Genomic DNA, 18,893 nt, shown 5'->3' with positions numbered 1-18,893 from the left:
CGGGCTTGCGGGCCCGTCTCGGCACCCGGGCGGTCAGATCCTACGGTCAACCGCGGTCCGTTCGTACGGAGTTGTCCGGGGCGCTGTGAGCGTCCCGTCCGCCCCGGCCGAGGAGTTCGGCCAGGCCGCGACGGGTGGCGGCGACCACCACCCGGTCCTCCGTGCCGAGGAGCCGCTCGGGCTGGAGGCGCCAGCCCTGGCCGGGGCCGCCGCCGCGTCCGTCGAGGGCGATGACCCGCCAGGCGCCGGGGCGGAAGGCCTCGGCGACCGTCCGGCCGTCCAGGAGGGGGTGGTCCGCGACGTCCACGGCGGCGAAGAGGAGGACGCGGCGCTCGACCGGTACGGCTCCGAGGACCTGGCGGCCCATCATGGCGCCCGCGAAGGCGGGTGCGGCGAGGTGGGAGACGCTGCGGCTCCGGGTGAGGGCCCCGGGGTGGGCGGTGCGCAGGGTGCGGAACACGGCGGTGGCGAAGTCGTCGTCGTACAGGCGGAGCACGACGCGCAGATCGGGCGTGACGGCGCGGGCGGAGAGCGCGGCCTCCAGGTTGGTGATGTCGACGCTGGTCAGGGCGAGGAGGGCGTGGGCGCGGTGGATGCGGGCGGCCTCCAGGACGCCTTCCTCGGTGACGTCGCCGATGACGGTGGGGACGCGCAGCCGGCGGGCGACGGCGACGCCCCGGGCCTCCGGGTCGGATTCGACGCACACCACCGGGATGTTCAGTTTCCGGAGCCGGGCGAGGACGCGGGTGCCGACCTTGCCGAGTCCGAGGAGGACGACGTGGCCGGAGAGCCCGCGCGGCGGGCGGCGCAGGGTCGTCGCGGTGCGGAAGGTGCCGAGTCCTTCGAGGAGGGCGGCGACGATCACCGGGAGCAGGAGGAGGCCGACGAACCCGGCGAGGATCTGGAGGACCTGACGGCTGGTCGGCTCGCCGACGGCCGGGTCGCCGATGGCGAAGATGTCGAGGAGCGTCAGATAGGCGGCGTGCAGGGGGTGGTCGCCGGTGGTGAGGGTGGAGGCGAGGGCGAGCGCGAGGACGGCGCCGGCGGCGCCCGCGAGGGACCAGCGCAGGCGGCGGGAGAAGAGCGAGGCGACGGGCAGCGCGGAGGCGGCGAGGCGGGCCGGCGGAAGGGCCGGGCCCGCCGGGGTGACCGCTTCGAGGGTGACGGCGGCCCGGCCGGTGGCGGCGGCCACCGTCCGGTCGTCCGGCAGGAGGCGGGGGCCCGCGTCGCCGCTGTGTTCCGAGCCCTCGCAGCCCGCCGGGTCGCCGGCGGTGGCGGAGAGCAGGGCGAGCGTGCAGAGGCCGGGGTCGGGGGCCTGGCCGGCGACGGGCGGCCGGTCGACGGCGTGCAGCAGCAGTCCCCCGGCCTGCACCACCTTGCTGGTGCCCGCGACGGCGGCCGCGGCGAGACCGGGGGCGGCGGTGTCGACGTCGGAGAGGACGGTGGTGGCGGCGTCGAGCTTCTCGGGGTCGAGGCCGGGTTCGGCGACGGCGGCGGCCTGGTCGAGGAGGGTTTCGAGGTGCTGGCCCAGCTTGCGGTTGTAGAGCCGGATCACCAGGCGCAGGCGGGGGTTGAGGCGGCGGGCGGTGAGCGCGGCCCGGATGTTGGTCTCGTCGTCCTCGTGGACGAGGGCGAGGGCGGCGGCGCGCTCGGCCCCGGCGTCCGTCAGGGCCCGGTCGTCCGCCTCCGCGGACTCGACGATCCGCAGCGTGCCCGTGGGATCGGCGCCGTCCGCGGGGGTGCCGGCCGCGGTTCCGGTCCCGGTGGTGCGGGTGACGGCGGCGGTCACCCGGCCGAACAGGGCGAGCGCCCGTCCGGTGCGGCCGGCGGGTGTGCGGGGCGCGTCGGGCCGCGTCGGCACCAGGAGCGTGACCTGCTCTCCGTACACCTCGTGGAGTTCGCGCGCGAGCCGGTGGGCGAGGGCGTCGTCGCCGCACACGATCATGTGCCCGGCGGGGGTGGTGCGGGACGGCCGCTCGGGCCGGAGGGCGGGCGCGCCGAAGGGGCCGGCGGGTGTTCCGGCCGCCCGGGCGGGGCCGGGGACGGACCGGACGCCCGGTTCGGCGGGGGCCGCTCCGGTGGCGTGGTCCGGAACGGCGTTGCTCTGGTACGGGTGTGAGGGCACGTCACAAGGATGCCCTGCGCCACCGACAGGGTTCCGGGGCCCTCTCGCGTCCGCCGGAACCACCCGGGCGGGCGCACGACGCGCCGCCGTACGCCGCATCCGCTACGCCGGTCGGCGCACTCCGATCTGCGGGGTCCGCACCCGCTTCCTACGGTGGCTGAATGATCGTCATGTCAGCTGTCCGTCATGCCGCCGCGGGTTCCGCGGCGCTGCTGTTCGCGCTGCCCGTTCCGGTGGCCGCCGCCTCTCCCGCCCGTCCCGTGCCGCGGGTCGTGGCCTCGGTCGGGGAGCCCACGCCGCCCGCGCGGCAGTACGTCGACCGGACGCGGCTCGACCGGCAGGGAACCCAGGTGCAGCGGCTGCCGGGTGCGCCCGCCCTGCCCTCGGTGTCCGCGCTGTCGTGGCTGGTGGCGGACGCCTCCTCGGGCGAGGTGCTCGCCGCGCGGAACGCGCACCGGAAGCTGCCCCCGGCGAGCACCCTCAAGTCGCTGTTCGCGCTGACCGCGCTCCCCCACCACCGGCCCTCCGAGCAGCACACCGTGGCCGATTCCGAGCTGACCGGGATCGGGGCGGGGAGCAGTCTGGTCGGCGTGAAGGAGGGGTACACGTACAAGGTGTCGGACCTGTGGAACGGCGTCTTCCTCAGCTCGGGGAACGACGCGGTGCACGTCCTGGCGGAGATGAACGGCGGCTGGGAGTCGATGACCCGGCAGATGCAGGAGAAGGCCCGCTCGCTGGGCGCCGAGGACACCCATGTGGTCTCCCCGGACGGCTACGACGCCCCGGGCCAGGTGTCCTCCGCGTACGACCTGGCGGTGTTCGGCCGGACCGGGCTCCAGGATCCGGCGTTCGCCCGGTACTGCTCGACGGCGTACGCGGAGTTCCCGGCGGGCTCCTCGTCGTACGGCATCGCCAACACGAACCGGCTCCTGACCGGCGAGAACGGGGTGGAGCGCTACCCGGGCCTGCTCGGGATCAAGAACGGCTACACGAGCAACGCGGGCAACACCCTGATCTCGGCGGCCCGGCGCGGCGACCGGACGCTCGTCGTCTCGGTGATGAACCCCCAGGAGGGCGGCGGGCTGGCCGTGTACGAGGAGGCGCGGCAGCTGCTCGACTGGGGCTTCGAGGCGGCGGGGCGGGTGCAGCCGGTCGGCTCGCTCGCTCCGGTACGGGCGAAGGCGGCGGCCGACTCGGGCACGCGGGCGGTGTCGGTGACCCGTGAGAAGCCCGGCACGGCGACGGTGGCGGCCCGTGCGGGGGCGGAGGCGGTGGCCGCGCCCGCACCCGCGAGGAAGACCCCGGAGCCGGAGGCCTCGGGCCCCTCGGCCGGGCTTCCGCTGGCCCTGGTGGGCTCGGCCTGCGGCGCCGCGCTCGCCCTGTGGGGGTGGCGGCGCAGGACGGCGCACCGGGCGTCGGGGTCTGTCCGCCCCTGATCCGTCGGACAGGCCCCGACGACCGGCGCCGCGCGGTCCGGCTTCCGGCCCGCGCGGTACGCCGTGTCAGGCGCCGACGTACTGGGCGAGGTGCTCGCCGGTGAGGGTGGAGCGGGCCGCGACGAGGGCGGCGGGCGTGCCCTCGAAGACGATCTTTCCGCCGTCGTGGCCCGCGCCGGGACCGAGGTCGATGATCCAGTCGGCGTGCGCCATGACGGCCTGGTGGTGCTCGACGACGATGACCGACTTGCCGGAGTCCACGAGCCGGTCGAGGAGGCCGAGGAGCTGCTCGACGTCGGCGAGGTGCAGACCGGTGGTCGGCTCGTCGAGGATGTAGACGCCGCCCTTGTCGGCCATGTGCGTGGCCAGCTTGAGCCGTTGCCGCTCGCCGCCGGAGAGCGTGGTGAGCGGCTGGCCGAGGCTCAGGTAGCCGAGGCCGACGTCGGCGAGCCGGGCGAGGACGCGCTGCGCGGCCGGGGTGTGGGCGTCGCCGGAGCCGAAGAACTCCTCGGCCTCGGTCACGGACATCGCGAGCACCTCGCTGATGTCCCGCCCGCCGAGGAGGTGTTCGAGCACCGAGGGCTGGAACCGCTTGCCCTCGCAGTCCTCGCAGGTGGAGGAGACGCCGGCCATCATCCCGAGGTCGGTGTAGATGACGCCCGCGCCGTTGCAGGTGGGGCAGGCGCCCTCGGAGTTGGCGCTGAACAGCGCCGGCTTCACGCCGTTGGCCTTGGCGAAGGCCTTGCGGATCGGGTCGAGGAGGCCGGTGTACGTGGCGGGGTTGCTGCGCCGGGAGCCGCGGATCGCTCCCTGGTCGACGGAGACGACCTCCTCGCCGGCGGGGATCGAGCCGTGCACGAGCGAGCTCTTGCCGGAGCCCGCGACGCCGGTGATGACGGTGAGCACGCCGAGCGGGATGTCGACGTCGACGTCCCGCAGGTTGTGCGTGGACGCGCCCCGGATCTCCAGGGCCCCGGTGGGCGTGCGGACGGACTCCTTGACGGCGGCCCGGTCGTCGAGGTGGCGGCCGGTGACGGTGCCGGAGGCCCGCAGCCCGTCGACGGTGCCCTCGAAGCAGACGGTGCCGCCTCCCGTACCGGCGCCCGGGCCGAGGTCGACGACGTGGTCGGCGATCGCGATGGCCTCCGGCTTGTGCTCCACGACGAGCACCGTGTTGCCCTTGTCGCGCAGCTGGAGCAGGAGGTCGTTCGTCCGCTGGATGTCGTGCGGGTGCAGGCCGATGGTGGGCTCGTCGAAGACGTACGTGACGTCGGTGAGCGAGGAGCCGAGGTGGCGGATCATCTTGACGCGCTGCGCCTCGCCGCCCGACAGCGTGCCCGAGGGCCGGTCCAGGGAGAGGTAGCCGAGGCCGATCTCCACGAACGAGTCGAGGGTCAGCTGGAGGGCGGTGAGCAGCGGCGCCACCGAGGGCTCGTCGAGGCCGCGGACCCAGTCGGCGAGGTCGCTGATCTGCATCGCGCAGGCGTCGGCGATGCCGACCTTCCCGATCTTCGACGCGCGGGCGCCCTCGCTGAGCCGGGTGCCGTCGCACTCGGGGCAGGTGGTGAAGGTGACGGCCCGCTCGACGAAGGCCCGGATGTGGGGCTGCATGCCCTCCTTGTCCTTGGCGAGGAAGGACTTCTGGATGCGCGGGACCAGACCTTCGTAGGTCATGTTGATCCCGGCGATCTTCATCCGGACCGGCTCGTGGTGGAGGAAGTCCGCGAGTTCCTTCTCGGTGTACTCGCGGATCGGCTTGTCCTGGTCGACGAAGCCGGACTCGCTGTAGAGCCGGTGGTTCCAGCCGCCGGCGGTGTAGCCGGGGACGGTGAGCGCGCCCTCGGCGAGCGACTTGGTGTCGTCGTAGAGCTGGGTGAGGTCGATGTCGGAGACGGTGCCCCGTCCCTCGCAGCCCGGGCACATGCCGCCGGTGCGCTCGAAGGTCGCCTTCTCGGTCTTCCTGGTGCCGCGCTCGACGGTGATCGCGCCGCTGGCCCGGACCGAGGGGACGTTGAAGGCGTAGGCGCTGGGCGGGCCGATGTGCGGTTCGCCGAGCCGGCTGAAGAGGATCCGCAGCATCGCGTTGGCGTCGGTGGCGGTGCCGACGGTGGAGCGGGGGTCGGCGCCGAGACGCTGCTGGTCGACGATGATCGCGGTCGTCAGGCCTTCGAGGACGTCGACCTCGGGCCGGGCGAGCGTCGGCATGAAGCCCTGGACGAAGGCGCTGTACGTCTCGTTGATCAGCCGCTGCGACTCGGCGGCGATCGTGTCGAAGACGAGCGAGCTCTTGCCGGAGCCGGAGACCCCGGTGAAGACCGTGAGCCGGCGCTTCGGGATCTCGATGCTCACGTCCTTGAGGTTGTTCTCGCGCGCGCCGTGCACGCGGATCAGGTCGTGCCGGTCGGCGGCGTGGGGTACGGACGCCTGCTCGTCCGCCCTCGGGGCCTTGCTCATCGTGTCTCCCGCGTTCGCGCAGTACCTGACGTCGGTCCTTCGCGTCCGTGGCCGGACGTCCCGGGCACGCCAAGCCTGCCGAGCACGTGGGCGAAGGTCGTGGCAGTCACGCTAGTGGCGGCAGGGCGGCCACGCTTCTCGATTCCTGATCTCCTCCGCCGGTCACGAAGCGCTCCGCGGCGCGGACGGCCTCGCGGGCGGTGCGTTCTCCCATCAGGACGCACAGGGTGTACGCCGTGTCCTCGAAGCGCCGGCGGGCCGGCAGGTCGTGCGGCCTGTCCAGCACGGTCCGCTCCTGGGCGCGGAAATGCCGGAGCAGCCGGTCGACGGTGTTCCGGTCGGGCAGCAGCATGGCCGTTCTCCTGTCTCCTGCGATCGCTCCATCCTCCCGGCCGTCGGCCGCACCCGCGACCCGCGCGGGAACTCTGCGTGACCGGCCCGGCACGGACGGCCGCCGGAATGCGCTTCCGCCGCCGATGGCGGAGGGTCGGAGACATGAACCCGAGCACGCTTGCGCGCGTCGTCGTCACGGGCGCCACCGGCAACGTGGGGACGAGCCTGGTCCGGCTCCTGGCGGACGATCCGGACGTCGGCTCGGTCCTCGGCCTCGCCCGGCGCCGGCCCGGACTCGACCTCCCGGGGGTGGAGTGGGACGAGCTGGACATCTCCCGGGAGGGGGACGCACCGCGGCTCGCGCAGCACGTGGCGGACGCGGACGCGGTGGTGCACCTGGCCTGGCGGTTCGGGCCCACCCACGACCCGGTGGAGACCTGGCGGACCAACGTCCTCGGCTCGGTGCGCCTCTTCGACGCGGTGGCGGCGGCACGGGTGCCGGTCCTGGTGCACGCCTCCTCGGTGGGCGCGTACTCCCCCGGGCCCGAGGGCGGCGCCCCGGTGTCCGAGGCGTGGCCGACGCACGGCTGGCCGGGCGCCGCGTACACCCGGGAGAAGGCCTATCTGGAGCGGGTCCTCGACACCTTCGAGCGGGACCATCCGCTGACCCGGGTGGTCCGGATGCGTCCGGCGTTCCTCTTCAAGGAGGAGTCGGCGAGCGGGCAGCGGCGGATCTTCGCGGGACGGTTCTTCCCGGGGCAGCTGGTACGGCCCGATCTGCTGCCGCTGCTCCCGGAGTTCGAGGGGCTCCGCTTCCAGGTGCTGCACACGGAGGACGCGGCGGAGGCCTACCGCCGGGCGCTGCTGCGGGACGTCCGGGGCCCGTTCAACCTCGCGGCGGAGCCGGTGATCGACGGTGCCACGCTGGGCGGACTGCTGCACGCCCGGCCGGTAAAGGTGCCCGCCGGCGCGGTACGGGGTGCCCTGTCGGCGGCCTGGCGGCTGCGGCTCGCCCCGGCTTCCCCCGGGCTCTTCGACGCCCTGCGGCACCTGCCCCTGCTCGCCACCGAGCGGGCCCGGCGGGAGCTGGAGTGGGAGCCGGCCGCGACCTCGCTGGAGGCCCTGGAGGCGTTCCTGCGCGGGGTCCGCGCGGGCGCGGGCGACGACACGGCGCCCCTGGCGGGGCACCGCATCGGCTGACGGGCACGGCGCCGGGCCTCCGACACCACGCCGGCCGACGGGCCGCGCCGCTCGACCGCCGCGCCGACGGCCGCTCGCCGGTGCCGGCGCCCGGCCGTCCCGCCGCCCGTCGGCACGGTGCGGCAGCCGGCCGTCCCGCGGGCGTCGGCACGGCGGTCGACGCGGTGCCCGGCCGTCCCGCGCCCGGCGGCGCGGTGCGCTGCCCGGCCGTTCCCGCGCGTCAGCGCGGCACGGCGGCGGTCCAGTCGACGAGGCGTATTCCGGCGCCCGCGGCCTCGCGGCCCCGGCAGTCGGCGCGGTGGCGGCGCAGGAGGGCGTCGATGTCGAGGTGGCGGGCGAACTCGGGGCGGGCGGCGAGGCGCTGGGCGTAGGCCCACAGCGCGGGGTGCCCGGCGACCCGGTCCATGGCGGCGGCGTCGAGGTGCCAGCGGTGCACGGTGTCGAGCTGGACGAGGGTGACCCAGACGTGCACGTCGGCGGCGGTCGGCGCGTCCCCGAGGACGTACGGCCCGTCGGCGAGGCGGCGTTCCAGGGAGCCGAGCGCGGCGAAGAGGGCGGTGAGCGGGTCGCGGTGGGCGGCCTCGCCGTCGAGTCCGAGCTCGCCGGCGCGCTGCGCGGCCCGGTTGACGCTCCGCTCGCAGAGGTCGGCGATCGCGTCGATGGCGTCGCGGTGCGCCTCGGGCAGCAGGTCGGGGCCTTCGCCCCGGAAGCGCAGGGCGAGGTCCCGCAGGATGTCGGGGACGTGGGTGCTGACGATCCGTCCGGTCCATCCGTCGCTGAGCACGGGCGCGGCGGCCGGCCCGGCGTAGAGGTGGGCGCTCGCCTCGTACAGCGGGCGGAGCACGGCGTACCCGCCGTCGGGCGTGTCGGGGGTGCCGGGGAGCACGGTGAGCGGCAGCGTGTCGTCGAGTCCGAGCAGGCCGTGGGTGAGGGCGATGCCCAGACACCGGGGGTCGGCCGGGTCGACGTGGAGGCGGTAGCGGTGCGGGACGGCGTAGTGGCCGCTGCTCGCTTCGCGGCCGATCCTGCCCCGGAAGGCGGGCACGGCGGAGGCGGGCAGGAGCGAGGCGGGGACGACGACGGACATGCTTCTCCCTCGGAGGGCTCGGTGCGGGGCCGGGCGGCGTGCGGCGGCTCCGGTCGCCGGGGCCTGTCCGGCGGTTCGCGTCGGACCGCGCGTGCCGGGCGGGCCGGACGCGCGGCGGACATCGCCGGACAGGCTCCGGGTCGCGGAGCGGCGACGGGACGGGGCCCGGGGCGGCAGAGGTGCGGGAAGGGGAGGCGGGCGGACCGCGGCGGGCGCCGGGGACCGGTCCCGGGGATCGGACCTCGGCGGTCGAGACCCGTCCTGGAGATCGGACTTCGGCGGTCGGGACCGGTCCTACGGATCAAGCCCCGGCTGTCGAGCCCGTCCTGCGGATCGGTCCTCGGCCGTCGGGCCCGTCCCGCGGATCAGGCCTCGGCGGGCCGCGGAGCGCCCCGGCGTGCGCGGCGACTCGCCGCGCTGCAGACCCGCAGCAGATCGATGTGCCGGCGGGACGTGAGGGGCAGCGAGCGCGGGAGGGGCGCGGCGGGTGAGGTGTTCCTCCGGCCGGTGCGTCCCATGGTTTCCTACCTGTTCGCTCGGTTTCCCGTCCTGAGTGTCCGGCGGGTCACGGGCGGCGTCAAGGGGGCGGGGCGGGGCGCCGCCCGGCCGCGGACCGGGCACCCGGATCCCGGCACGTCCGTGCGGAATAATGCGCGCATGCGCATTTCAGCCAGGGCCGACTACGCGGTGCGGGCCGCCCTCCAGCTCGCCGCGGCCCAGGACTCGGGGCCGCTGAAGGCCGAGGCCATCGCGGCGGACCAGGGCATCTCGCACAAGTTCCTGGAGGGCATCCTCGGCGACATGCGCAAGGGCGGTCTGGTGCAGAGCCAGCGCGGCGGCAACGGCGGGTACTGGCTGGCCCGGCCGGCCGAGACGATCTCGGTCGCGGACGTCATCCGCTGCGTGGACGGCCCGCTGGTCTCCGTACGCGGGGAGCGGCCGCCGGAGCTGTCGTACACGGGGCCCGCCGAGTCGCTGCTCACGCTGTGGATCGCGCTGCGGGCGAGCGTCCGCGGCGTCCTCGGCGTGTCCCTCGCGGAGCTCGCGGCGGCGAAACTGCCGGCCGGGATCGTCGCGCTCGCGGACGACCCGGAGGCCTGGACCAACCCCTGACCGCCGAGGGCAACCCTCCGTCACCTGCGCGAATCCGACACCGTCTCGCCCATCGATACGAGCTCGTCCAGCCTGCGGACGCCCCTTGGGGCCGGGAGGTCGTCTCTGTCAGTATCCCTACTATTCCAGTGGGGATACTAGGGATCAGGTGAGGTGACGTGAGTACGCCGAGGAGATCGCCGAAGAGAGCAGCGATACGCATCGCCTCCGCACCGCCCGGACGGCCCGCCGACCGGCCCGCGGACGACGAGATCTGGCCCCGCGTCACCCGCGAGCTGGCCGACGACCTCGCCGTCGACGCCCTCGCCCGGGACCGGGCCGGAAAGGCCCCCTTCGACGAGGTCGGGCGCCTCCAGGAGGCCGGGCTGCCCGCCCTCCTCACGGCCCCGGGACCGACCCGGCGGGGCGCGGACTGGCGGGCCGCCTGTGCGGTCGTACGGGAGATCTCCGCCGCCGACAGCTCCGTGGGCGAACTCCTCGCCCACCACTACGCGCTGTCCTGGAGCAGCCGCTTCTTCGGCCCCGCGCCGCACGAGGAGGGCGACGCGCTCTCCCTCGACGTGTGCACGGCCGAGGAGCGCTGGCTGCTCGCCGGCGGCGTCGAACCGCCGCGCGCCGAGTCCGAGCCGGGCCTCACGCTCACTCCCGCCGGAGGCCCCGGCGGCGGCTGGTTCCTCGACGGGCGCCGCGACTTCGCCTCCGGCGTGACGGTCGCCGACCGGCTCGTCGTCGGCGCGCGGCCCGGCGGCACCGGCGACCTGCTGGTCGTCCTGGTGGACCCGGCCCACCCGGGGGTGCTCACGGACGCCGGCGCGGAACGGGTCGGCCAGCGCCTGGCCGGCGCGGGCACCGTCACCTTCGAGCACGTGCCCGTGGAGCCGGGGCACGTCCTCGGGTCCCTGCCCCGCGACGAGCACGCCGTCGCCCCCTTCACCACCCTCGCCCCGCTCGCCCTGCGGCTGCTCCTCGTCCAGGTGGGGCTCGGCATCGCCGAGGGGGCGCTCGCCGAGGCCCGGGACATCAGCCGCGCCGGCCAGGCGGGCTCCGACCGCGCGGGCGACCGCTCGGCCCCGGACGGCGCCGCCCCGGTCGGGGCCGGGGACGACCCGTACCTCCTCCTCGCCTACGGGGAGCTGGCGACGGCCGCGCACGCCGCCGCCGCGGTGGTGGAGCGGGCGACGGACGCCTTCGCGCGGGGACTGCTCGCCGAGCGGACCCTCGGTCTGGAGGAACGCGCCGACATCGCCGTCCTCGTGGCGGCGGCCGAGACCGTCACCGGCCGGGCGGCCGTCCACATCACGACCCGCATCCTCGAACTCGTCGACGGCGCGGCGGGAGCCGACGCCCGGGGCGGCGGGCCGGGTTTCGACCGCTTCTGGCGCAACGCCCGTGCGCTCACCGCCCCCACGCAGGCGGCCCACCGGCTCCGCGACATCGGGGACCACTACCTGCACGGCACCCACGCCCGGCTCACCCTGCTGGCCTGATCCGCCGGACGGGCCCGTGGCCGAAAGGCCGGACGGACCGGCATGTCGGGACGTCCGGCCCTCTCGCCGGGCCGCCGAATGGCCCAAGCTGGAGGCAGGAGGGCCGGCCGTCCGGCGGGCCCGTCACCTCACCCACGGAGGCAGCCTGATGAGTCGTGAGATCGTCGCAGGAGTGGACGGTTCCCCCGAGAGCCTCGCCGCGGCCGACTGGGCCGCCCGCGAGGCCCTGCACCGGGGCCTCCCGCTACGGCTCGCGCACGCGTGGCGCTGGGAGCCGCTCGACCTGCCGCTGGTCCAGGACCCGGAGGAGCAGCAGCGCGCGGCGTACGCCCTGCTGCGCGAGGCCGAGGCCACGATCGCCGCGCGCCACCCGGGGCTCGCGCTCACGGCCACGGTGCTCCCCGACACCCCGGTCGCCGCGCTGCTCGGCACCCAGGAGCAGGCCGAGATGCTCGTCATCGGCTCGCGCGGCCACGGCGCCGTCACCGGCTTCCTGCTCGGCTCGTACGGGCAGCAGATCATCGCCGCCGCCACCCGCCCGGTCGTCGCCGTCCGGTCCCGCGACGGCGAGGGGGCCGAACAGCCCTCGGGACACGTGCTCGTCGGCCAGCTCGGCAGCCCCGAGGACAGCGCGGCCGCGCTCGGTTTCGCCTTCGCGACCGCCGCCGCGCGCGGGGCGGCGGTGCGGGCCGTGCGCGCCTGGAGCCTGCCGCCGCTCTACGCGTACAGCCCGGCCTCGATGCGGCTCGCGGACGAGGCCGGCGGGCTCGTCCCGTACGAGGAGAAGGCGCTGGGCGAGGCGCTCGCCCCCTGGCGCGAGCGGTACCCCGACGTGCCGGTCACCGAGCACGTCGAACTGGGCAGCGCGGGGCAGGTGCTGCTCTCCGCCTCGGGCGGCGCCCAGCTCCTGGTCGTCGGCCGGCGGGCCAGGCGCGGGGCCGTCGGGCCGCGGATCGGTTCGGTGGCGCACGCGGCGCTCCACCTCGCGCCCTGTCCGGTGGCGATCACCCCGCAGGGCTGACAGGCTCGGACACGGGTTGACGCGGTGCGTTGACGAGGGGTGTCGGGGCGGCCGGGGCCGGAAAGTCTTACCGCCGTCGCCCCGGTGGCTCTCCCAGCGCCGGACCGTCCGGCGACCTCGGCGAGAGAGCGGAGCTCCATGCGGCACCACGAACGTCCCGGCCACCCCGAAGTCCCCGAAGGCCGCGACCCGCTCGGAGGCCTCCGGTCCCCCGCCCCGGCGGGGCGCGCCGCCGGGCGGCACCGCAGACGCGGTGGGATCGTCCGGCGGCACGCCCGGCGGCGGCCGTCCTTCCGCACGGCCGTCACCCTCGCCGGAGGCGCCGCCGCCGTGCTCACGGTGGTGACCGGGATGTACGTGGCCGCTCCCGCGACCGGCACCACGGTCGCCGCCGCCTCCGTCCCGTACCGGGAGACGGCGGCGGCCGGGAAGGCCGCCCGGTACGTGCAGGACGTCGTCGCCCTCGCCAACGCCGAGCGCGAGAAGGCCGGTTGCGAACCGCTCCGCTCCGAGGACCGTCTGCGGGCGGCCGCGCAGGGGCACGCCGACGACATGGCCGAGCGCGACTACTACGAGCACCACAGCCCGGAGGGCCGGGACGCGGGCGACCGGATGAGCGGCGCCGGGTACGCGTGGTCGGCCTGGGGGGAGAACATCCACCGCGGGCCGAAGACCCCGGCCCGGGCCATGGAGGACTGGATGGACAGTCCCGGGCACCGGGCGAACATCCTCAACTGCTCGTTCAAGGACATCGGCGTCGGGGTGACCCTCGCCGCCAACGGCCCCTGGTGGGTGCAGGACTTCGGCGTCAGACGCTGAGCGTTCAGGAGGCGGGCTCGGCCAGATTCTGCACCCAGATCGTGCCGCCGGGACCGGGCACCGACGCCACGCCGGTGTCCCGGTACCGGCAGTCGAGCATGTTCCGCTCGTGCATCGCCCCGTCCCGCCAGTCGTCGACGACCGTCCCCGGGTCGGCCGCGCCGCGTGCCAGGTTCTCGGCCCAGGCGCTCCAGTCGTATCCGGCGGCGGTGATCCGCGCGTCCGCGAACTCGCCCTCGGGACTGCTGTGCCCGAAGTAGCCGCGCGCGGCCATGTCCCGGGCGTAGGCGCGGGCCGCCCGGACCAGCCGGGCGTCGGTCCGCAGCGGGGCGCAACCGGCCGCCGCCCGGAGCCGGTTGACGAGCGCGGTGACCCGCTCCCCCGGGTCCGCGGCCGGCGCGGGACGCGGGGTGCGCCGGGGTGCGGGGGCGGTGGTCGTCGGCGCGGGGGCGGCGGCGGTGACCGGCGGACTCGGGGACGCGGTGGCCGGGACGGTCGTCGCCGGCGGCGCGGCGACGGGCCGGACGGGTCGGACCCGTACGTCCTGATCCGGCGGTACGAGGAGGGCGACCGCCCCGAGGACGGCGACGGCCGCGACCCCGGCGACGGCGGCGCGCCGCAGCGGGGCCCGGCGTCCGGCCGGACCGGACGCACCGGCGTGCGAGGCGTCTCCGGATCCCGAGGAGTCGCCGGGCCAGGAGGACCCCCCGGCCCCCGGGGCTTCGCCGGGCCGGGTGAAGCCGTCCGGCCGCGGCGACGCGTGGGCGGCGTACTCCATCGCCGGTCCCTCCGTGCGCGAGGCCGCGAGGGTCAGGGGTGGGACGAGGCCGATGCCGACGAGGAGGCCCTCGACGGGGGCGAGGCCGCGGCGGCCGTCGGCGCGGGAGGTGCAGGCGGCGCAGGCGCGCAGGTGGCGGGCGATCCGCTTGCGCCAGAGCGGGGAGGGCCGGCCGTCCCAGGCCGTGAGGGTCTCCGCGAGTTCCGGGCACGGCGGCAGCGCGTCCAGGGCGCGGACCACGGCGCGGCCGGTGTCCAGGCGCTCCTTCATCCGCTGGACGCGGACGGCGGCGTGGCGCGGGGCGACGCCGAGGCCTTCGGCGAGCTCGGCACGGGTGAGTTCGCCGGCGGCTTCCAGCCACCACAGGGCGAGGAGTTCCGTGTCGTCCTCGTCGAGCCAGCGGGTCGCGCGGGCCACGTCGCGGCGCTGCCCGGAGAGGCCGAGGCGGAGGATGGTGAGTTCGGTGAAGTCGCCGGCCGGGTCGGCGAGGTCCGTGGCCCGGTCGAGGCCGGGCACGGGCGCCTGCCGGCGCTCGTGCCAGCGGCGCCGTATCCCGTTCATGGCGATGGCGACGAGCCAGGACCGGAAGCGGGACGGGTCCCGGAGGCCGGTGAGGCCGTCGAGGGCGCGGACCATCGTCTCCTGGACGATGTCGTCCGTGTCGGCGTGGCCGTCCAGGGCCCGGCCGACGATGTTGTGGACGAGCGGGAGGTGATCGCGGACCAGCGTGTCCCTGGCGTCCGCGTCACCCGCCCTGGCCGCCTCCACGAGCGCGGTGGTGCGCCGCTCGTCGCTGTGCATGGTTCTGCTCCCTCATCCCTGGTCCGAGTCCTCCGTCATGGGGAGACCCGTGCGCACGGGAGGGATAACACTTTTCCGCCGAGCGCCGAACGTCGAGCGGTCGGACGTCGGCTACACCGGCGGCACCGCGGGCAGGGTCGGGACCGTGGCCCCGTTCCCCTCCCGGACGGCCGCCACGACGGCGTCGTGCAGGTCTCGGCTCTCCTCCTCCGATGCGCACGGAACGGGACTGCCCGACATGGTGAACCAGTCGGATGCGCCGCTGTACTGCACGGCCACGCGTGCCTCGCGCTCGGCGAACGTCGTGTGCACGGTCAGATCGCCCGTGACGATGCCCGCCTCGACGGTCAGCACCCCACCTCGCCCGGTGTAGACACCGGCGGTCGTCCAAGATGCCCAGCTCATGCCCTCCAGGGTCACACCAGGGGGTGAGATGCGCCACCGACGGGACCGCCCCGGCCGGAAGGACTCCGGCCGGGGCGGTACGGGTCGCGCGCCGGGGCGGACGACGGGTCTCGCGCCGGATCAGGCGAGGGACGCGACGGCCTCGTTGAACGTGGCGGACGGGCGCATCACGGCCGCGGCCTTGGCCGGGTCGGGCTGGTAGTAGCCGCCGATCTCGGCCGGGGAGCCCTGGACGGCGACGAGCTCGTCGACGATCTTCTGCTCGTTCGCGGAGAGGGTCTCGGCGAGCGGGGCGAAGACCTTGGCCAGCTCCGCGTCCTCGGTCTGGGCGGCCAGCTCCTGGGCCCAGTAGAGGGCCAGGTAGAAGTGGCTGCCGCGGTTGTCGATACCACCGAGGCGACGGGTCGGCGACTTGTCCTCGTTGAGGAAGGTGCCGGTGGCGCGGTCGAGGGTGTCGGCGAGGACCTGGGCGCGGGCGTTGCCCGTGGAGGTCGCGAGGTGCTCGAAGGAGGCGGCCAGGGCGAAGAACTCGCCGAGGCTGTCCCAGCGGAGGTAGTTCTCCTTGACGAGCTGCTGGACGTGCTTCGGGGCGGAGCCGCCGGCGCCGGTCTCGAAGAGGCCGCCGCCCGCCATCAGCGGGACGACCGACAGCATCTTGGCGCTGGTGCCCAGCTCCAGGATCGGGAAGAGGTCGGTCAGGTAGTCGCGCAGGACGTTGCCGGTGACCGAGATGGTGTCCTCGCCGCGGCGGATGCGCTCCAGGGAGAACTTCGTGGCCTCGACCGGGGAGAGGATCTTGATGTCCAGGCCCTCGGTGTCGTGCTCCGGCAGGTACTGCTCGACCTTGGCGATGAGCTGCGCGTCGTGGGCGCGGTTCTCGTCCAGCCAGAAGACGGCCGGGGCGCCGGTGGCGCGGGCGCGGGTGACGGCGAGCTTGACCCAGTCCTGGATGGGCAGGTCCTTGGTCTGGCAGGCGCGGAAGATGTCGCCCTCGGCGACCTCCTGCTCCAGGACGACGTTGCCCTCGGAGTCGATCAGGCGGACGGTGCCGGCCTGGGCGATCTCGAAGGTCTTGTCGTGGGAGCCGTACTCCTCGGCCTTCTGCGCCATGAGGCCGACGTTCGGGACGGAGCCCATCGTCGACGGGTCGAAGGCGCCGTGGGCGCGGCAGTCCTCGATGACGGCCTGGTAGACGCCGGAGTAGCTGTGGTCCGGGAGGACCGCGAGGGTGTCGGCCTCCTGGCCGTCCGGGCCCCACATGTGGCCGGAGGTGCGGATCATGGCCGGCATCGAGGCGTCCACGATGACGTCGGACGGCACGTGCAGGTTGGTGATGCCCTTGTCGGAGTCGACCATCGCCAGGGCGGGGCCCTCGGCGAGCTCGGCCTCGAAGGAGGCCTTGATCTCGTCGCCGAGGCCGTGCGGGATGGCGCCGAGGCCGGCCAGGACGGTGCCGAGGCCGTCGTTCGGGGACAGGCCGGCGGCGATGAGCACCTCGCCGTACTTGGCGAAGGTGTTCGGGAAGAAGGCGCGCACGACGTGACCGAAGACGATCGGGTCGGAGACCTTCATCATCGTGGCCTTGAGGTGCACGGAGAAGAGCACGCCCTCGGCCTTGGCACGGGCGACCTGCTCGGAGAGGAAGGTGCGCAGGGCGGCGGCGCGCATGACGGCGGCGTCGACGACCTCGCCGGCGATGACCTTCAGCGGCTCGCGGAGCTCGCTGACGGTGCCGTCGGCGGCGGTGAACTCGAAGCGGAGGGTGTCGTCCTTCGCGATGACGGCGGACTTCTCCGTGGCGGCGAAGTCGTTCTCGCTCATCGTGGCGACGTTCGTCTTGGACTCGGGGGTCCAGGCGCCCATGCGGTGCGGGTGGGTCTTGGCGTAGTTCTTGACCGAGCCCGGGGCGCGGCGGTCGGAGTTGCCCTCGCGCAGGACCGGGTTGACGGCCGAGCCCTTGATCTTGTCGTAGCGGGCGCGGACGTCCTTGTCCTGGTCCGTCTGCGGGTCGTCCGGGTAGTCCGGGAGGGCGTAGCCCTGCGCCTGGAGCTCGGCGATCGCGGCCTTGAGCTGCGGGATGGACGCCGAGACGTTCGGCAGCTTGATGATGTTGGCGCCGGGCGTCTTGGCCAGGTCGCCCAGCTCGGAGAGGGCGTCGGCGATGCGCTGGCCCTCCTCCAGGAACTCGGGGAAGACGGCGATGATGCGGCCCGCGAGGGAGATGTCACGCGTCTCGACCGTGACGCCGGCCTGCGAGGCATACGCCTGGACCACGGGCAGGAACGAGTACGTCGCCAGGGCGGGCGCCTCGTCAGTGTGGGTGTAGATGATGGTCGAGTCAGTCACCGGGTGCTCCGCTCCACGTCTGCGTATGCGAGATTGCTCGACATCAAGATATCTCGTGATCGCGGTCCTCGGTAAAGGGCCCCACGAGCTCGGTGTCGCGCGGGACGCCGGCGGCCTCGACGAAGGGGCCGCCGAGCCGGTACGGGAGGGGGGCGCCGTCCACGTCGACGCGCCGGAGCACGGCGAGCAGGATCAGCCCGGTGGCGGCGACCGCTCCGGCGGCGAGGGCCTGGCCGCAGCGGTGGGCGAGCCGGAGCTCGGCCGGGTCGTACGGGGCGGTGGCCGGCAGCCCGAGGGTGTCGCCGAGCAGCCAGATCCCGGCGCCGAGGCCGGCCAGGGCGAGGAGGGCGAGCGGGACGGTCACCGGGAGGCCCGGCAGGGCGGGCCCGCGGCGCGGCCCGGGGCGGACCTTGCCCTTGCGGGCGAGGAGGGCGAGGAGGCCGGAGGTCACGGCGAGGGCGACGAGGGCGGCGGCGATGACGTCGCCGGGCCGGTGCTGTCCCGCCGCGATGGTGTACGCGCCGACGCCGGCGGCCCAGAGCGTGGCGGCGCCGACGGCGAGGGCGCGCAGCCGGTAGGGGGCGACGAGGACCAGGCCGAGGGCGATGCCGACGGCGAGGGTGGTCTGGGCGCTGGGGAAGCCGCTCGGGACGAGGGCGCCGGCGGTGTCGACGAGGCGGGGGCGGGGCGCGTACCGCTGGAGGAGTCCGGTGACGGCGAGGGCGGTGACGACCGCACCGGCGGCGGCGCCGGTGAGGACGTACCGCTTGCGTATGAGGCCGATGCCGAGGAGGAGGACGCCGCCGAGGACCAGGGAGAAGGTGGTGATCCCGGCGAGGGAGGGGTGCTCGCGGAGCACCGTGGCGGCGGCCGGGTCGGCGCGCCGGCCGGTCACGGCGGCGTCGCCCCAGCGGCGTCCGGTCGCGGTGAGCACGAGTCCCGCGTAGACGACCGTGAGGAGGAGGACGGCCCCGAGGCAGGCACGCCGGGTCCGGGTGCGGACCCGTGTGCTGAACGAGCCGGCGGCCTCGCCGGCCACGGCGGCGTACCACCAGGTGTCACCGGTCTCCAGCGGCCTCGGGGAGCCGCCGGCGCGGAGCCTGTCGTAGGAAGCCATGCCCCGATTCGAACCCACGCGCGCCCGTGGCGCCCGCTGGACTCACCCGAACGACACGCCGAGGGGCGGGGCCCGTGTTCAGCGGTCCCGGCGCGGGATCTGCGACACGAGCAGGAGGACGAGCCCGCCGGACAGGCCGAGGAAGGTCGCCACGCCCAGGCCGAAGCGCAGGACGGGGTCGTCCGCGAGCTGCCCGCACGCCTGGATCGCGAACGCCGCGGCCATCGCCAGTTGCCCCCGGCCGTGCAGCGCCGGCCGGGAGACGCGCCGCCTCTGCCAGGACGGAATCCAGCCGGTGCGGAGCGCGGCCGCGCCGGAGAGCGCGAGCAGGAGCGCCAGCGCGCCCGGTATGACGACGTACCCGTCCATGC

Annotated in this window: 15 protein-coding genes; 6 read left to right on the top strand and 9 right to left on the bottom strand. The window is 75.3% G+C overall.

All coding sequences use genetic code 11. The features are described from left to right. Positions 1–46 precede the first annotated feature (46 nt). The gene (locus ACFYUS_RS14155) at positions 47–1,945 is read right to left on the bottom strand and encodes a potassium channel family protein (protein WP_388850606.1); all 1,899 of its coding nucleotides are present in this window, start codon (positions 1,943–1,945) and stop codon (positions 47–49) included. A gap of 341 nt (positions 1,946–2,286) precedes the next feature. On the opposite strand from ACFYUS_RS14155, the gene ACFYUS_RS14150 reads away from it, so the two are divergent. Continuing rightward, the gene (locus tag ACFYUS_RS14150) at positions 2,287–3,561 is read left to right on the top strand and encodes a D-alanyl-D-alanine carboxypeptidase family protein (RefSeq protein ID WP_388850243.1); all 1,275 of its coding nucleotides are present in this window, start codon (positions 2,287–2,289) and stop codon (positions 3,559–3,561) included. A gap of 66 nt (positions 3,562–3,627) precedes the next feature. On the opposite strand, the gene ACFYUS_RS14145 is transcribed toward ACFYUS_RS14150, so the two are convergent. Beyond that, positions 3,628–6,015 (bottom strand): ATP-binding cassette domain-containing protein, encoded by a 2,388-nt coding sequence (locus tag ACFYUS_RS14145; protein ID WP_388850240.1) that lies wholly within the window; start codon positions 6,013–6,015, stop codon positions 3,628–3,630. 106 nt (positions 6,016–6,121) lie between these two features. After that, on the bottom strand, positions 6,122–6,367 hold the full coding sequence (locus ACFYUS_RS14140; protein WP_388850237.1) for a DUF5133 domain-containing protein: 246 nt from the start codon (positions 6,365–6,367) through the stop codon (positions 6,122–6,124). 143 nt (positions 6,368–6,510) lie between these two features. On the opposite strand from ACFYUS_RS14140, the gene ACFYUS_RS14135 reads away from it, so the two are divergent. Continuing rightward, entirely contained in the window at positions 6,511–7,548 is a 1,038-nt protein-coding gene (locus ACFYUS_RS14135) for an NAD-dependent epimerase/dehydratase family protein (RefSeq protein WP_388850233.1), read from the top strand. 220 nt (positions 7,549–7,768) lie between these two features. Here ACFYUS_RS14135 and ACFYUS_RS14130 read toward each other — a convergent pair whose 3' ends face one another. Continuing rightward, on the bottom strand, positions 7,769–8,635 hold the full coding sequence (locus ACFYUS_RS14130) for a glutathione S-transferase C-terminal domain-containing protein (RefSeq protein ID WP_388850230.1): 867 nt from the start codon (positions 8,633–8,635) through the stop codon (positions 7,769–7,771). A 657-nt stretch (positions 8,636–9,292) separates the two neighbouring features. Between ACFYUS_RS14130 and ACFYUS_RS14125 the strand changes: the two genes are divergently transcribed. The 4 genes from ACFYUS_RS14125 to ACFYUS_RS14110 all read left to right on the top strand — a co-directional run bounded on the left by ACFYUS_RS14125 (position 9,293) and on the right by ACFYUS_RS14110 (position 13,075). After that, positions 9,293–9,748 carry an RrF2 family transcriptional regulator gene (locus tag ACFYUS_RS14125; protein WP_388850227.1) on the top strand — a complete coding sequence of 152 codons (456 nt, stop codon included), beginning with the start codon at positions 9,293–9,295 and terminating at the stop codon, positions 9,746–9,748. Positions 9,749–9,906: 158 nt separating this feature from the next. Next, positions 9,907–11,235 carry an acyl-CoA dehydrogenase gene (locus ACFYUS_RS14120; protein WP_388850224.1) on the top strand — a complete coding sequence of 443 codons (1,329 nt, stop codon included), beginning with the start codon at positions 9,907–9,909 and terminating at the stop codon, positions 11,233–11,235. A gap of 148 nt (positions 11,236–11,383) precedes the next feature. Next, positions 11,384–12,256 carry a universal stress protein gene (locus tag ACFYUS_RS14115; protein WP_388850221.1) on the top strand — a complete coding sequence of 291 codons (873 nt, stop codon included), beginning with the start codon at positions 11,384–11,386 and terminating at the stop codon, positions 12,254–12,256. Between the two features lie 138 nt (positions 12,257–12,394). Further along, positions 12,395–13,075, top strand: a complete 681-nt coding sequence (locus ACFYUS_RS14110) for a CAP domain-containing protein (protein WP_388850218.1) — start codon at positions 12,395–12,397, stop codon at positions 13,073–13,075. A gap of 4 nt (positions 13,076–13,079) precedes the next feature. Here the strand turns inward: ACFYUS_RS14110 and ACFYUS_RS14105 are convergent, their stop codons facing one another. From ACFYUS_RS14105 to ACFYUS_RS14085, 5 genes are all read right to left on the bottom strand, one after another. Continuing rightward, positions 13,080–14,654, bottom strand: a complete 1,575-nt coding sequence (locus tag ACFYUS_RS14105) for a sigma-70 family RNA polymerase sigma factor (protein ID WP_388850215.1) — start codon at positions 14,652–14,654, stop codon at positions 13,080–13,082. Between the two features lie 111 nt (positions 14,655–14,765). Continuing rightward, positions 14,766–15,059: a hypothetical protein gene (locus ACFYUS_RS14100; RefSeq protein WP_388850212.1), complete on the bottom strand. Its 294-nt coding sequence runs from the start codon at positions 15,057–15,059 to the stop codon at positions 14,766–14,768. Positions 15,060–15,179: 120 nt separating this feature from the next. Continuing rightward, positions 15,180–17,405, bottom strand: coding sequence for an NADP-dependent isocitrate dehydrogenase (locus ACFYUS_RS14095; RefSeq protein WP_388850209.1), 2,226 nt, complete (start codon positions 17,403–17,405; stop codon positions 15,180–15,182). A 43-nt stretch (positions 17,406–17,448) separates the two neighbouring features. Then, entirely contained in the window at positions 17,449–18,522 is a 1,074-nt protein-coding gene (locus ACFYUS_RS14090; protein WP_388850206.1) for a phosphatase PAP2 family protein, read from the bottom strand. 78 nt (positions 18,523–18,600) lie between these two features. Next, positions 18,601–18,891: a hypothetical protein gene (locus ACFYUS_RS14085; RefSeq protein ID WP_388850203.1), complete on the bottom strand. Its 291-nt coding sequence runs from the start codon at positions 18,889–18,891 to the stop codon at positions 18,601–18,603. Between the last annotated feature and the right edge of the window lie 2 nt (positions 18,892–18,893).

The organism is Streptomyces sp. NPDC004284 (genome assembly GCF_042874035.1).
Lineage (GTDB): Bacteria > Actinomycetota > Actinomycetes > Streptomycetales > Streptomycetaceae > Streptomyces.
The sequence above is the reverse complement of the archived record's forward strand: the minus strand, read 5'-3'. Positions and strand labels throughout refer to the sequence as shown.